This window comes from Stieleria neptunia, assembly GCF_007754155.1.
GTDB classification, from domain to species: domain Bacteria; phylum Planctomycetota; class Planctomycetia; order Pirellulales; family Pirellulaceae; genus Stieleria; species Stieleria neptunia.
The window spans coordinates 3,980,806-3,995,277 of record NZ_CP037423.1; the positions used below are offsets into that span (position 1 = coordinate 3,980,806).

General features: G+C 59.6%; 11 protein-coding genes. 8 read left to right on the plus strand and 3 right to left on the minus strand.

Annotated features, from left to right (window positions below; translation table 11 throughout):
* The first annotated feature begins 41 nt into the window (after window positions 1-41).
* The 3 genes from Enr13x_RS13825 to Enr13x_RS13835 are packed head-to-tail and all read left to right on the plus strand — an operon-like array spanning window position 42 to window position 3,117.
* Window positions 42-1,088, plus strand: coding sequence for a Gfo/Idh/MocA family protein (locus Enr13x_RS13825; protein WP_145386884.1), 1,047 nt, complete (start codon window positions 42-44; stop codon window positions 1,086-1,088).
* A complete protein-coding gene (locus tag Enr13x_RS13830; RefSeq protein WP_145386886.1) occupies window positions 1,085-1,726 on the plus strand; it encodes a cyclase family protein in 642 nt (213 codons plus the stop codon). Before Enr13x_RS13825 ends, Enr13x_RS13830 begins: the two co-directional genes overlap by 4 nt.
* On the plus strand, window positions 1,720-3,117 hold the full coding sequence (locus tag Enr13x_RS13835; RefSeq protein ID WP_145386888.1) for a four-carbon acid sugar kinase family protein: 1,398 nt from the start codon (window positions 1,720-1,722) through the stop codon (window positions 3,115-3,117). The genes Enr13x_RS13830 and Enr13x_RS13835 overlap by 7 nt, the downstream gene beginning before the upstream one ends.
* A gap of 387 nt (window positions 3,118-3,504) precedes the next feature.
* Here Enr13x_RS13835 and Enr13x_RS13840 read toward each other — a convergent pair whose 3' ends face one another.
* The gene (locus Enr13x_RS13840; RefSeq protein WP_145386890.1) at window positions 3,505-4,239 is read right to left on the minus strand and encodes an RsmE family RNA methyltransferase; all 735 of its coding nucleotides are present in this window, start codon (window positions 4,237-4,239) and stop codon (window positions 3,505-3,507) included.
* Between the two features lie 96 nt (window positions 4,240-4,335).
* Window positions 4,336-5,664, minus strand: a complete 1,329-nt coding sequence (locus Enr13x_RS13845; RefSeq protein WP_231744276.1) for an outer membrane protein assembly factor BamB family protein — start codon at window positions 5,662-5,664, stop codon at window positions 4,336-4,338.
* Window positions 5,665-5,949: 285 nt separating this feature from the next.
* Here Enr13x_RS13845 and Enr13x_RS13850 point away from each other — a divergent pair, with 285 nt between their 5' ends.
* On the plus strand, window positions 5,950-6,861 hold the full coding sequence (locus tag Enr13x_RS13850; protein WP_231744277.1) for a sugar phosphate isomerase/epimerase family protein: 912 nt from the start codon (window positions 5,950-5,952) through the stop codon (window positions 6,859-6,861).
* 969 nt (window positions 6,862-7,830) lie between these two features.
* On the opposite strand, the gene polA is transcribed toward Enr13x_RS13850, so the two are convergent.
* Complete coding sequence (gene polA / locus Enr13x_RS13860; RefSeq protein WP_145386896.1) at window positions 7,831-10,635, minus strand: DNA polymerase I; 2,805 nt, start codon at window positions 10,633-10,635, stop codon at window positions 7,831-7,833.
* 397 nt (window positions 10,636-11,032) lie between these two features.
* Between polA and Enr13x_RS13865 the strand changes: the two genes are divergently transcribed.
* The 4 genes from Enr13x_RS13865 to Enr13x_RS13880 all read left to right on the plus strand — a co-directional run bounded on the left by Enr13x_RS13865 (window position 11,033) and on the right by Enr13x_RS13880 (window position 14,467).
* Window positions 11,033-12,145 carry an SPFH domain-containing protein gene (locus Enr13x_RS13865; protein WP_145386898.1) on the plus strand — a complete coding sequence of 371 codons (1,113 nt, stop codon included), beginning with the start codon at window positions 11,033-11,035 and terminating at the stop codon, window positions 12,143-12,145.
* A gap of 166 nt (window positions 12,146-12,311) precedes the next feature.
* Window positions 12,312-12,722 carry an S-adenosylmethionine decarboxylase family protein gene (locus Enr13x_RS13870; RefSeq protein ID WP_145386900.1) on the plus strand — a complete coding sequence of 137 codons (411 nt, stop codon included), beginning with the start codon at window positions 12,312-12,314 and terminating at the stop codon, window positions 12,720-12,722.
* Window positions 12,719-14,272: a DUF4178 domain-containing protein gene (locus tag Enr13x_RS13875; protein ID WP_145386902.1), complete on the plus strand. Its 1,554-nt coding sequence runs from the start codon at window positions 12,719-12,721 to the stop codon at window positions 14,270-14,272. Before Enr13x_RS13870 ends, Enr13x_RS13875 begins: the two co-directional genes overlap by 4 nt.
* Window positions 14,273-14,467: a hypothetical protein gene (locus Enr13x_RS13880; protein ID WP_145386904.1), complete on the plus strand. Its 195-nt coding sequence runs from the start codon at window positions 14,273-14,275 to the stop codon at window positions 14,465-14,467. It abuts the gene before it with no gap.
* Window positions 14,468-14,472: the final 5 nt, after the last annotated feature.

A 14,472-nucleotide genomic window follows, 5' to 3' on the forward strand; every position in this document is an offset into this window, starting at 1 on the left:
CAAAGAACACAGCACCACGTTTGGCAAATCGAAGGCAGCCCATGAACAACGTTGACGGACCGAAATTACGAGGCGCGGTGGTCGGCGCCGGCTACTTCAGCCAGTTTCATTTTGATTCCTGGAAGCGCATCCCCGGCGTCGAATTGGTCGCGGTTTGCGATTCCAATCCGGCGGCCGCCGAGCGGGCGGCCAAGACGTACGGGGGCGATGCGGTGTTCACCGACCACGCGAAGATGCTGGGCGAAGTCGAGTTGGACTTCGTGGACATCGTCACGCGTCCGGACACGCACTTGAAGCTTGTCGGTGATTTTGCCGCCGCCGGTGTGGCGATCATTTGTCAAAAGCCGCTGGCGCCGACCGTCGCGGAAGCACGCAAGATTGTCGACGTGGCGTGTGCCGCCGGTATTCGATTCATGGTGCATGAAAATTTTCGATTCCAGCCCTGGTACCGTGAGATCAAAGAGCTGTTGGATAGTGGTGTGGTCGGAAAGAACGTGCACACGATCACGCAGCGCAATCGCATGGGCGACGGCTGGGGAGATGATGCTTACCTGGCACGTCAGCCGTACTTTCAGACGATGGAACAGTTTCTGATTTTCGAAGCCGGCATTCACACGATCGACACGTTTCGCTTCCTGGCCGGCGAAATCGATCGGGTCTGGTGCATGCACCGAAAACTCAATCCGGTGATCGCCGGCGAAGACACCGCGATCGGTATCTTTCAATTTGCCCGAAGCGGTGTCGGCGTTTATGACGCCAACCGGTTCAATGAGTCGACGGCGGAGAACCCCCGCTACACGTTCGGTGAGTTGCTGGTGGAGTGCGACGGCGGGACGATTCGATTGTACGATGACGCCCGCATCACGATCCAGCCGCTCGGACAGCCGGAGACGCCACACCCGTATCAACCCAGTCGCCACGGGTTTGCCGGCGACTGCGTCCATCAAACGCAACTGCATTTTGTCCGCGGGTTGCGTTCCGGTGAGGCCTTCGAAACCGATGGCCCCAGCTATTTAAAAAGCATCGCGGTCCAGGAAGCGATGTACCGCAGCGCCGAAACGATGATGTGGGAGTCACCCTCCGAATGAGAATCCTTGATTTGACGTTGCGATTGGAAAAAGGGATGCGCGGCGTCGACTATGAAACCAAGTACACGGTCGCCAACGACGGTTGGAACGCGCGGACGTTGCATCTGTATTCGCACTGTGGAACCCACATGGATTCGCCGTATCACTTTGAGGCGGGCGAGCAGACGATCGACCAGATACCGATCTCGGATTGCCTCGGCAAAGCGTGGGTCGTCGCACTCGACGGCTTGGCCGACCAGACACCGATCACCGTCGAGCACCTGGGGCCGCTGGCCGACCGCGTGCAGCCCGGCGACGCGTTGTTGTTGCGGACGCTGTGGAGCCGTCATGTCGCCGATCCCGACCACTACCGCGACCACTTTCCACCGATCAGCCCCGAACTGGCCCGCTGGATGGTGGCGCGTCAGGTCCGGATGGTCGGCGTCGAACCGCCGTCGGTGGCCGATGTCAACGACTTGGCCGCGGTCACCGAGATCCATCAAATCCTGCTCGGTGCCGGCATCATCATCGTCGAAGGGTTAACGGGGCTGGACCAGTTGACCGAGCCGACCTGCATTTTCGGAGCGATGCCGTTGAAGATCGCCGGCGGCGACGGGGCACCGTGTCGTGCGTTCGCGATTTTGGGAGCAACATGGTGAGTGACCTTTTAAACGATCTGCCGGCCCCGCGCCGCGAAGACCTATTGCCCAAGATTCGCCAACTCGCTGAAGCATCCGGTGCCTGTGTGGTGGTGCTGGACGACGATCCGACGGGGACACAAACGGTTTATCAGACGCCGGTGCTGACCACCTGGGACGTGGAATCGCTGGCCGGCCAACTGCGCCGCGGTGACGCGATGTTCTACGTGCTGACGAACTCCCGGGCGCTGCCCGAGCGTGAAGCCGTTGAATTGGCGCGCTGTCTCGGTCGCAACCTGCGTGAAGCGGCGGCGAGCGTCTGCAGAGACGTGACGGTGATCAGCCGGAGTGATTCCACGTTGCGAGGCCATTACCCGGCCGAAGTCGATGCGGTCGCCGCGGCGCTGGGGCATCCCGATGCGGTCCACGTCATCATGCCGTTTTTTCTGCAGGGCGGACGGTTGACGATCGGTGACACGCATTATGTGGCCGAAGGCGATTCGTTGGTGCCGGCGGCGGACACTCCGTTTGCACAAGACGCGACCTTCGGATTCCGCCACTCGAACCTACGCGACTGGGTGGTCGAAAAAACCGGGGGTGCGGTGGAGCACTCTTCATTGCATTCGGTTTCCATCGAAGAGCTGCGCGAGGGGGACCTGCGGCAGCTCGCGACGCGGATCGCCGCCTTGCCGCCGGGGAGTGTCTTGATCGTCAACGCGGTCGACATCGCCGATGCCCGTGCCTTTGCGATGGCCGCGCGTTTGGCGGAGAGGTCGGGGGCGGAATTGATCTACCGCACCGCGGCGAGTTTTGTCCAAGCCTATGCGGGGCTGGAGGAGAAACCGTTGCTGCGCGGTGACCAGATGATCGCCTTGGCCAACTCTGCCGGCTTGATCGTCGTCGGCTCGTACGTTCCCAAAACGACGACGCAGCTCGAGCGTTTGCTGGCCAGCGAGGATGCACCGCAGGCGGTGGTGTTGGATGTCGGCCGGCTCTTGGCCGATCGGGCGGACGAGCATTTGGCCGAGGTGATCGAGGGCGTCAACACGCGACTGGCCCAAGGGGAGGATGTCGTGCTGCACACCTCGCGCGGCTTGGTCACCGGAACCGACGGCGAGTCCAGTTTGCGCATCGGTACCGCAGTTTCTAAAGCGGTCGTGGATGTGGTCCGCGCCGTTGAGGTCCCGCTGCGTTTTTTGATCGCCAAGGGGGGCATCACGTCGAGCGATGTGGCGACCAAGGGGTTGGAAGTCAAACGCGCGATGGTGCTGGGACAGATCTTGCCCGGCATCCCGGTCTGGAGTCTAGGAGCGGAGAGCCGTCGACCGGACTTGCCCTACGTCGTCTTCCCGGGCAACGTCGGTGGCGACGAGGCGCTGGCCGAGGCGTACAAGAAGCTGCGCGGGCAGTGATGGGGGCAAAACAATGGGGGGGCAGAATGATGGGGTGGCAGGATGATGGGGTGGCAGGATGATGGGGTGGCAGGATGATGGGGTGGCAGAATGATGGGGTGGCAGAATGATGGGGTGGCAGAATGATGGGGTGGCAGAATGATGGGGTGGCAGAATGATGGGGTGGCAGAATGATGGGGTGGCAGAATGATGGGGTGGCAGAATGATGGGGTGGCAGGATGATGGGGTGGCAGAATGATGGGGTGGCAGAATGACGGGCACGCGGGCTAGGTTGCAAAGGATCGAGCGGTAGATGTGTCGCGGATATGTTGGAGTGGGATAGGCTTCCAGCCTGTCGATGCGAAATGACGAGCCTGGAAGCCTATTCCACTTATTTTCCGCTGATTGCTAACCTGCCAAGTGAGCTGCCACAACGCAGGCGGCGGTTTCGACGCGGTAGATCCGTGCGGCCAAGCCGATCTGTCGGTAGCCTGAATCGACCGCCGTCTGAACCTCTTCGTCGCTGAACCCTCCTTCGGGACCGATCAGGACCGTGGCGGAGGTTGCTGCGTCGATCTCTGCTGCGAGCGATTGGGCTGCGAGCGATTGGGCTGCGAGCGATTGGATCGGCTTTCCGTCCGGGTGCGCGATCCAGCGAACGCCGTCGCGCGGCTCGGCGAGAAACGCTTCCATCGACGTCGGGGCATCGATCGTCATCAGGACATTCCGCTCGCACTGTTTGCTCGATTCGATCACGATCCGCCGCAATTTGGTCAACAGCGAATCGGTCGGTGGGCGTTGGGTGCGTTGGCAGACGAGCGGCGTCACGCGATGGACTCCGAGTTCGGTCAAACGCTCGATCATTTCTTTACAGCGTTCGGGTTTAGGCAGGGCGATCCCCAGATGGGTTCGGCACTTCGGCTCGCGATCGATCGCCACGGCGGCGGCGGCTTGGACGACGCAATTGCGTTTGTCGATGGAGACGATGGATGATTCCGATTCGTGTCCGCAGCCGTCAAACAAGGTGATCACGTCACCGACTTTGGCGCGCATCACGCGGGCCGCGTGACTCGCCTCCGCGTCACTCAATGGGACCAGCCCACCGCCGGGGGCAAGGTCCGGTGCGTAATATCGACGTGTCATACAACAAATCGGGTGCAACGTGTGGGAGAGGCTTCCAGCCTGTCATCTCAGTCAGTAGGGCATGCTGTGCATGCCTGATGTCACGCACGGCGTGACCTACTCTTGAAACCGATAGATCGCGTCCGCGGTGCGCATGATCAGCGAGTGATCGACGACCGCGGGGCTGGCCATGATCTGTCCGTCCAATTGGTTTTCGGCCAGAACTTCACTGTCGCGACCGGCGCTGATCACCGTCACGGTTCCTTCGTGCGATCCCAGGTAGATGCGGTCGCCGACCAGCAACGGTGACGCGCTGTACTTGCCGCCGATCCGTTTCTTCCAAACCTCCTCACCGCTATCGGCTTCGAAACAGCTGGCGATGCCGTTGTCTTCCATCACGTAGATCAGCCCGTCATGAAGGATCGGCGAGGGTTTGGCCGGGATCCCTTTCATCACGGTCCAGGCAACGTGGGTGTCGGTGACGTCGCCGGATCCATCGACCTTGACCGCCCACAGTTGCGGTTTGCCAAAGCCGGTCGAAAAGTAAACGACTCCGTCGGCATAGACCGGGCGGGGGACGACCGAAAAGCCTTTGCCGTGGCGGACCTTCCAGATTTCGTTTCCGGTTGCCGGTTCATAGGCGACCATCCACTGCGATCCCATGCAAATCAATTGTTCGCGTCCGAGCCGGTCGGTGATCTTGATCGGCGTGCAATACGCTTTCTTTTGGTCGCCGGTGGGGGCATCCATTTCCGGTCGATCCGTCTCCCACAGGGTTTTGCCGGTGGCCTTGTCGAGTGCGGTGACGTATTGGCGCTCGATTCCATCCTGAATCAAGATCAATCGATCGCCATCGATCAACGGAGAGCTGCCGGGACCGACGGAATGGTCCAATGGCAAGCGGCGTTGCCAAGTGATCTGGCGGGTCGTTCGATCCACGCAAAAGGTGCCGTAGGTCCCGAAATGGCAAATGATGTTGGGGCCATCGATGACGGGGGTCGGCGATGCATAGCTGTTGAGCGAGTGGATCGGATCGGGGGTTTCAATTTCGGTCAAATCGATCCCGGCCAATGGTTCGCCGGTTTCCAAATCGAGGGCGAATAACTTCAGCCGGATCGCCTTGGCGACGGCCAGTTGTTTGAATTTTTTTTCCTCGATGCCTGCGGCGCGGAGCAATTCCAGGCGTTCATCTTCGCTGGGGAACACTTCGATCGCCGTCGTCGCCCAAACCACGTCGTCGGCGATCACCGGCGACGACCAGGCTTTGCCGGGAAGGTCCGTTTTCCATGCCAGGTTTTCTTGTTCGCCAAAGGTCAGCGGCGCGTTTTGGTCGATGGCAATGCCGTCGCCACCGGGGCCGCGAAATTGGGGCCACGGCGAGTCGGCGTGGGAAACAGACGCAGCCAACAAGAAGCAGGCGATTTTGATGCTGATTCGGCGGTGCATGGCGGGGACTGTAAGAGCAGGGTGGGCGAAGTTGAGCGGCTGAAAGTATAGCCAAAACCCGCCGTCGCGTCTCTTGGGCCGGAAGTCGAACCACGGATGGCATGGCGTACCCACCGATGGCAGGCGGTATGACATCCGTGGGTACGCTTTGCCATCCGTGGGTTTTCTTTTCTCTCGCCCCGTCTACCGCCATCCCGATTCGCCGCATGAACTCCGCGGTTGAGCTAAAATCCGTCGCTCCGTTCCTGAATCGTCCCGCCAGATCCCTCCCTCAGGTTGTTTCTCGTGAATCTCAATCGTCGTACCGCCCTGGCCCTCGCCGCGTCGGCATCGCTGTCCTTTGCCCGCGCCTCCCAAGCCGCTCCGTCGCCGTTTCAATTTCGTTATGCGCTCGCCTCGTGCATGTATGGCTACACGCCGCTGGCGGAAATTTTGCCGGAGGCTGAGAAGATCGGGGCGTCGGGGATCGACATCTGGCCCAAGGTGCATGGCGACCAGCGCGAGCAGCTGGACGCGTTGGGCGAAGACCGCTTCGCCGCGATGCTGCGCGAACACGACGTCGAGCTTTCCTGCATCACCCAGTACAAGCTGGGCCCGTTTGGAATTGACGATGAAATTCGACTCGCCGAGCGATTGGGATGCAAGCTGATTGTGACCGGCGGTTCCGGGCCAAGAAACTTGAAGGGCGCGGCGCTGAAGGAGGCGATCGCAGCGTTTTTGAAAAAGTTGACACCGACGATCAAGCTCGCCCGTGATCACGGAGTGCGGATCGCAATCGAGAATCACGAGAACAACTTGATCCACGACGCTGACTCGCTGCGCTATCTGGTGGACCTGGCGCCGGCGGATGCCATCGCCGTCGCGTTTGCCCCGTATCATTTGCCGCAAGACAATGAGGTGCTGTGCCGATTGCTTCGGGACTTGGGCGATTCGGTTGCCGTGTTTTACGCTTGGCAGCACGGCATGGGGTGCAAAACGAAACTGCCCAAGGAGCAGGAGTTGTTACAGATGCCCGGACGAGGCGATTTGGACTTTGGACCGATCGTGAAGACGCTGGCAGAGATGCAGTTCGATGGCTGGACCGAGATTTTTATGCACCCGGTTCCAAGGGGGATACCGATTTTGGCGACGACCGACAAAGTGACCGCGGAGATCAACCGGTCACGCAAGTATTTGGAACAACACCTCATTGAGTAATCGATTGATATCAGCCGGTTCGCGTTACCGCGAGCGGCACCTCCGCTTGTGTCGGCTTCTCAGTGCTATTGGGTGATAGGCGAGACTCAACAAGCCCGTCGACGCCGGCAGACGACACTCACACCCAGAGCGGCGAAGATCGCGAGCGAGCTTGGTTCGGGCGTTGCCAATGCAGGCGGGGGTGGGGCAGCGGAAGGATCAGCCGCGGAATGAGCGAACGTGGTCAACGTCGCGGGACCTATCCGTTCCAAGCTTAGAAAAGAAAAGGGGACCAGTTGCACCAACGCTCCGCTGACGTGGATGGCACCTGCCCCCGCCGAGACGACCTCTGTCCGGAAGCTATAGGTTGGCGAGAAAATTCTCCACCCGGCGAGCGATGCGGTTAGGCCTCCGGAAGTTGTCAGTCCCCCTGTCGGAATCACGCCCGGATCCACGAACAAGTTCGGACCCTCAGGGATGTAGATGCCAGGCCCATCGAAATTAAAATCTGTCGGATTCGCGAAGGTGTCAGACAATTGGAGGGAAGTCATCCACAGTGACAGATTGGATGGATCAAAACCGTCCAATTTCACCGTTACGTCCAGCACTTGTCCGACCTCCAGGCTGGCTGGGTCTGCACCCCCGATATCGATCTGGGCCGTGATCACACCTGCCGAGGTGCGACTGTCATTGAACGCGAACAGGGCCAAAAGTGCGGAAAAAAACGTGAATACGGCGGGGCGAAAAGGTGTCGGCATAAATCGTGCTCAAGTTGTCATGTCAAGTGTGGGCGGTCCTCGGGCAAATTCCTGAATGATCGATGATCGACCATGGGGCTCCGATTGGGACGAGGCACACTTAAAGCACAGTCCGTGCCAATCAGCACATGACAAGGCGATCGCGAGAATGACTCGGCGGAGTACCAACGCGTCGTTGCGGCGCTGGAGTGGGGTTTCTCGCCGGTCTATAGGTGGAGTGTTTTTGGCCGGCCTAATGCGCTTCCAACCAGTTCTTTCCTGTTCCCATTTCGACGACGATCGGGACCGTCATCGGCAGCGCGGTTTTCATGGCGTTCTCAATGACCGGCAGCACGTCATCCTGTTCCGCTTTCCATAAATCAAACACCAACTCGTCATGCACCGTCAGCAGCATCTTGGTTTGGAAGCCGCCCTCGCGTAGCGCCCGGTGGACTTTGACCATCGCCAGTTTCAGCATATCGGCCGCGGTGCCTTGGATCGGGCTGTTCATCGCCAGGCGTTCGGCTGCCGATGCGCTGCCACGTGACTTGCTGGTGATGTCTCGGACGTAACGTCTGCGTCCGGTCTTGGTCACCACATAGCCGTGTTCTTTTGCAAACGCGATCGTCTCGTCGATGTAACGCTGGACGCCGGGGTATTTTTCAAAGTAGTTTTTGATCAACTCGCCCGCTTCGGCGCGGGGGATGTTCAGTCGTTGTTGCAGCCCGAATGCGCTGATGCCGTAGATGATGCCGAAGTTCACAGTTTTGGCTTTGGCACGCATTTCCCGCGTCACGTCATCGAGTTCAACCTTGTAAACCTTGGATGCCGTCACGGTGTGAATGTCTTCACCGCCCACGAACGCGGCGATCATCGATTCGTCGCCGCTCAATTCCGCCATGATCCTCAGTTCGATTTGTGAGTAGTCGGCCGACAGGATCAAATGGTTGTCGTCGCGGGGGACGAATGCCGCACGGATTTCTCGTCCGCGTTCCTTCCGCACCGGAATCGTTTGCAGGTTGGGGTCGTTGGACTGCATCCGGCCGGTTGCCGTCCACGTCTGGCTGTAGTGGGTGTGCAGCCGTCCGGTTTCCGGGTGGACCGCCGCGGGCAACTGGTCCACGTACGTCGATTTCAATTTACGTGCGTTGCGATAGTCCAACACGTCGCGGATGATGGCGTGTTTACCGGACAGCCGTTCCAATTCGGCTTCGCGGGTCGAGTATTGCCCGGTCGCGGTCTTCTTGGGTTTTTCTTCCAGTTCCAGCTCTTCGAACAAGACGACGCCCAGTTGTTTGGGGGAGTCGACGTTGAATTCGTGGCCGGCCGCGGAAAAAATCCTCGCCTGCAAGTCATCGATTTCGGCTTGCAGGACTTCGGAGTATTTCGCCAGTGAGTCGGTGTCCAGCGTGATGCCGTTGTATTCCATGTCGACCAAAACGGGCACCAATGGGCATTCGACTTCGTCGCAGACTTGCTGCACGCCGCGCTGGATCGCCATCGGCTGCAAAATCTTGGCGATTTGCAGGGTGACGTCGGCGTCTTCGCAGGCGTATTCGGCCAGTTTTTCCAGCGGGACGTCCGCCATGTTTTTCTGCTCGTCGCCTTTGGGGCCGATCAGCTCCGACGTCGGAATCGGCTTGTAATTCAAGTACAACTCCGACAGCGAATCCAGCCCGTGTCGCATCTCCGGTTCGGTCATCGTGTGGACCAGCATCGTGTCCACCAACGGCGCGCGGACTTCGATGCCGTTCCACTTCAGCAGCGAGATGTCGTACTTCAGATTGTGTCCGATTTTCGTGACCGATTCGTCGGCAAATAAATCGGCGAACTCCGCCAGCATCACCGACCGTTCGTCCGCGTCCTCGGGGCAGACGACGTAGTACGCTTCATGCGGTTTGATGCTGATCGCGATGCCCAGCGGGACGGCCGTGCGGGGATCCAGTCCGGTGGTTTCGGTATCGAAGCAGAATGTTTTCGCTTCGGCCAGTCGCTTGATCAGCTTGGTGCGTTCTTGCTTGGTCGTCACCGTGTGATAGGTGTGTGCGACTTCGTGGATCGATGTTTCGTCCGACGGTTCATCGAACAGCGATTGTTGGATTTGTGTTTCGCGTTTTTCGCGGGCGACGGCGGATCGGGCCGACGCGACCGAGAACGACTTGCCGAAGACTCGCTTGCCGATCGTTTCGAATTCCAACTCGGTCAACAGCTCGCGCAGTTTTTGGTCGTCACGTTTTTGGCGGGCCAAGGCATTGATGTCGATCTCGGTCGGCACATCCAACAAGATGGTGACCAAGCGTTTGGACAGCAGGGCTAGCTCGGCGTTTTCCTGGACGCGTTCCTTCTGTTTGCCCTTCAGTTTGTCGGCGTTTTCGAGCACACCTTCGATGCTGCCGTATTCGGCGATTAGCTTCTTGGCGGTCTTGGGACCGATGCCAGGGATTCCGGGGATGTTGTCACTGGAGTCGCCCATCAGCCCGAGCACGTCGATGACTTGTTCGACACGCTGGATCTCCCATTGCTCGCAGACCTCCTTGACCCCCAGGATTTCCGACTCGCCACCCTTGCGTCCCGGCTTGTAGACGTGGATCTGGTCGGTGACCAATTGGTGATAATCTTTGTCGGGCGTGACCATCCAGGTTTCGAATCCTTGGTCGGACGCCTGGTGGGCCAGGGTGCCGATCACATCGTCCGCTTCGTAACCGGGCATGCGGATCGTTTTGATATTCAACGCATCAAACAGTTTGTCGATCCAGGGCAGTTGGCTGGCCAAGTCCTCCGGCATCGCGTCGCGCTGGGCCTTGTACTCCGGGTAATCGATGTGCCGCTGGGTGGGTTCGGAGGTGTCGAAGGCGCAGGCAATGTGCGTCGGTTCCTCCTTGGTCAGGATGTCGGTGATGGCATTGAGCATCCCGAACACGGCGGAGGTGCATTGGCCGCCGGAGGTGAATCGCGGGCTGCGGATGAGCGCGAAATGGGCCCGGTAGGTCAACGCCATGCCGTCCAGCAGGAACAGCTTTTTGGTCGGCGAGAAGAGGTTGGGAGTGTCGTCGGCCATGCGAGCGGTTGGTTGAGAAGAGCGTGGTAAAAGTGAGAATGTACGCTGGCGGGGCGTCCTTCGATAGATCTTGTCGACGTCGTCGAGCAACGGAGAAGTCATGGGGGAAATAGGACCAATGCGACAGATACGACCCATGAGTCCTATTTGTCACATTGGTCCTATTGTCGTCCACGATTTCGCCACTGTGGCAGCGTCCAGATAAACGAGCGGATCTTCTAGAAAGCTGCCAGGCCCTCGTCGGTCGACGTGCATCGCGGCGAGCTATTTGCTAGAGTAACGCCACTCGTCGGTTTCCGCGCCTGGACGGTCGCCCGTTTTGGGCCGATGTCTTGGGGCTGATTGGGCGATGTGAAAACGGATCGCCTCGACTAACTTTTCTCGACCAGGATTTGCTATGGGATTGTTTGACAGGTTGCGCCACGAACTGATCGACATCATTGAGTGGATCGACGACTCCAATCATACGTTGGTTTGGCGGTTTCCCAGGTACAACAACGAAATCAAAAACGGGGCGCAGTTGATCGTGCGTCCGGGCCAGATGGCGGTTTTGGTCAGCGGCGGAGAGATCGCCGACACGTATGGTCCCGGGCACTACGAGCTCGAAACCAAAAACATGCCGATCCTGTCGACGTTGCAGGGTTGGAAATATGGGTTCGAAAGCCCCTTCAAAGCCGAAGTGTATTTCGTCAGCACCAAGCAGATCACCGATCTGAAATGGGGAACGCCAAACCCCGTGATGTTGCGTGATCCCGAATTCGGTCCGATCCGAATCCGCGCCTTCGGAACGTACGCCTTGCAAGCGGTCGAGCCGAAAGCGTTGTTGAGGGAGATTGTCGGAACCGATGACGATTTTCAATCCGACGAAATCACCGATTTGATGCGGGCGATGATCACCTCGGCCTTCACGCAGGCACTGGCGGACCTGCAGATCCCCGCGCTCGATTTGGCCTCTCGCTATCAGGAACTCGGCGACACCATCCGGGCTCGGGTGGTCGAACAGATCGATGACGAGTACGGGTTGGATTGCCCGCAGTTGTTCGTTGTCAATATTTCGTTGCCCGAAGCGGTCGAAAAGGCGCTCGACACGCGGACCAGCATGGGCGTGATCGGCGACATGAACAAGTTCCAGCAATACCAGATGGGCAACGCGATGACGGAGGCGGCGAAAAACTCGTCCGGCGGTGGCGCTGCCGAAGGCATGGGTTTGGGGATGGGCATGGCGATGGCCGGTCGCATGATGGGCGGCGCGATGGGAGCGGCACCCGCGGCAGGCCCCGCGGCGGCACCCCCGCCTCCACCGGCAGCTTGGCACGTCGCCGTCGCCGGGCAAACCAAAGGCCCTTTCTCCCTCGCACAACTCTCCAGCGGGATCGCATCGGGCGAAGTCACCAAAGACACGATGGTCTGGACCGCGGGGATGGAAGCCTGGGCCGCCGCCGCGGCGGTGCCGGCGCTGGCAGGGTTGTTCGTTTCGCAAGCTCCACCGCCGCCGCCACCACCGATGTAAGTCACCCTCGTTCCCAGGCTCCGCCTGGGAACGGAATGGACGTGAGGCTCTGCCTCACGCGGTAAAAAGAACGTCGGAGGCGGAGCCTCCGGAACCTTGCGTCCCCAGGCGGAGCCCGGGAACGAGGATGTGGTGGATAATCGACCAATGAGGAAATTGAACTGAAGTGGACGAACCACAGCAACGTTCTGAGCCGCTCGCCGGATTCACCGGGGGGACGGAATGGATGATCGATGCCTCGGGCTGCGCGCCTGATGCGTTGCGGGATTTGCAGCGAGTCGAAACGCTCTGTCAGCGGGTGGTTGCAGACCTGGGGTTGACTCTCGTCGGCCGACCGATGTGTCATGCCTTTCCCGGCCCCGGCGGTGTGACGGCGCTGTACCTGTTGAGCGAATCCCACTTGGCCTGTCACACCTATCCCGAACACGAATTCGCCACCTTCAACTTGTATTGCTGCCGTCGGCGACCCGCTTGGCCTTGGCGACAGGAACTGGAACGAATGTTTGAAGCCCGCGATGTCGTGGTGCGGCAGTTGAATCGTGATCTTCGATTGACGCGGAAGGAATCGCTGCGATGAGGCATGTGAACACGAACTGCCCGGCCTGCGGTGGCCCGGTGGAATTCATCACGGGTTCGTCGCTGGTCACGGTCTGTGAATTCTGTCACACGGCGGTCGGACGCGGCGATCGGGATGTCAAGGACTATGGCAAAGTCGCCGAGGTCGGTGATCCGGCTTCGGGGTTGGCCCGCGGGATCACCGGCAAGTGGAACAAGAAATCATTCACGATCACTGGCCGTGTCCGCTACCGCCACTCCGGCGGCGGATCTTGGGACGAATGGTACTTGGCCTTTCCCGGTGATCGTTGGGGCTGGCTGGCCGAGGCTCAGGGTAAATTTTCGTTGACGATGCAGCGAAAGTTGACCGACAAGTCTCGTTTGCCGGATTACAACAGCATCCAGCTGGAGCAGAAGATCACACTCAAGGGTGTCGAGCTGACGGTCCGCGAAAAGGGCGTCGCGGTGGCCGAAGGGGCCGAAGGGGAATTGCCTTGGGAATTCCACCCGGGCGCCGACCATCTGTATGTGGATTTGTACGGCGCGAACAAAGCGGTCGCGACGTTTGAATACGGCGACGGCAGCGATGATGCCCAGCAGTCGGCCTACTTGGGCAGCGAAGTCACGCTCGACGAGCTCGGTATCAGGCTCGATTCGTTGGACCCCGACGCCGGCAAGGTTCGTGTGGATTCGCTGCAATTAAATTGCCCCAAGTGCGGCGGGACACTGGCGCTGCGAGCTCCCGATGAAACACTGCGGGTCGCTTGCCCGAACTGCACATCGATCTTGGACGCCAAAGACGGAAAACTGGCGTTGCTGCAAACGCTGCATCAGAAGAAAGTCAGGCCGCTGATACCGCTCGGCAGCGTCGGCGACTTCGGCGGCAAACAATACACCGTCATCGGCTTCATGGAACGCTACGCCAAGTACGCCGGCCGAACGTATCCGTGGACCGAATACCTGTTGTACAACCGCGAAACCGGATTTCGTTGGCTGGTCTGCAACGACAACCATTGGTCCCTCGTCGCTCCGGTCGACTCGCCGCCCAGTTCGATCGCGGATTCAGCGACGTACGACGGAGAAACCTTCAAAATCTACGATCGTGGAACGGCCTACGTCCGCTACGTGTTGGGCGAGTTTTATTGGAAGGTCACCGTCGGCGAGCTGGTCTACACGTCCGACTACATCGCGCCGCCACGGATGCTTTCGTGGGAACGAAGCGGTTACGGGAAATCGCAAGAAGTCACGATTTCCGAGGGGCACTACATCACCGCCGAGGAGGTCGAACAGGCGTTTGGCGTCAAGGACTTGCCACGTCCTTGGGGCGTCGGGGTGATCCAACCGCGGCCGACACCGGGGGCGAAATTTTGGCTCGCCTGGCTGGGCTTCTTGTTCTACCTGTTTTTCGCCTATGCCGTGATCGGTCGCGGCAAGGCCGACGGATGGCTGTTGTTCTATGCCTTGGTGGGCGTCACGCTGGTCCCGGCGGTGGTGATGGCTTATTTGCACAACTTTGAAGTGCGGCGTTGGAAAGACAGTGATTTCAGCCCTTACGCATCCTCGGATGATTAAATGAAAAAAACAGTGATGGTCGTGTATCTGACCATGGGGTTCGTGATTTGCGGTTGGTTCACCGCCGCTGCAGCATTCAGCTGGAGGGCGCCCAATTTCGGGATCGCCAAGGCGCTGCAAAGTAGCGGTTCTGGCGGTGGCGGTTACTACGGCGGCGGTCGTTCGTTCGGTGGTTCATGGGGAGGAGGAAAATAACATGG

What these genes read in the sequence shown, in the direction of transcription:
- Enr13x_RS13830 (WP_145386886.1), top strand. Translation starts at nt 1,085, where the DNA reads ATGAGAATCCTTGATTTGACGTTGCGATTGGAAAAAGGGATGCGCGGC.
- Enr13x_RS13875 (WP_145386902.1), top strand. Translation starts at nt 12,719, where the DNA reads ATGAGGCATGTGAACACGAACTGCCCGGCCTGCGGTGGCCCGGTGGAA.
- polA (WP_145386896.1), bottom strand. Translation starts at nt 10,635, where the DNA reads ATGGCCGACGACACTCCCAACCTCTTCTCGCCGACCAAAAAGCTGTTC.
- Enr13x_RS13825 (WP_145386884.1), top strand. Translation starts at nt 42, where the DNA reads ATGAACAACGTTGACGGACCGAAATTACGAGGCGCGGTGGTCGGCGCC.
- Enr13x_RS13865 (WP_145386898.1), top strand. Translation starts at nt 11,033, where the DNA reads ATGGGATTGTTTGACAGGTTGCGCCACGAACTGATCGACATCATTGAG.
- Enr13x_RS13845 (WP_231744276.1), bottom strand. Translation starts at nt 5,664, where the DNA reads ATGCACCGCCGAATCAGCATCAAAATCGCCTGCTTCTTGTTGGCTGCG.
- Enr13x_RS13835 (WP_145386888.1), top strand. Translation starts at nt 1,720, where the DNA reads ATGGTGAGTGACCTTTTAAACGATCTGCCGGCCCCGCGCCGCGAAGAC.
- Enr13x_RS13840 (WP_145386890.1), bottom strand. Translation starts at nt 4,239, where the DNA reads ATGACACGTCGATATTACGCACCGGACCTTGCCCCCGGCGGTGGGCTG.
- Enr13x_RS13880 (WP_145386904.1), top strand. Translation starts at nt 14,273, where the DNA reads ATGAAAAAAACAGTGATGGTCGTGTATCTGACCATGGGGTTCGTGATT.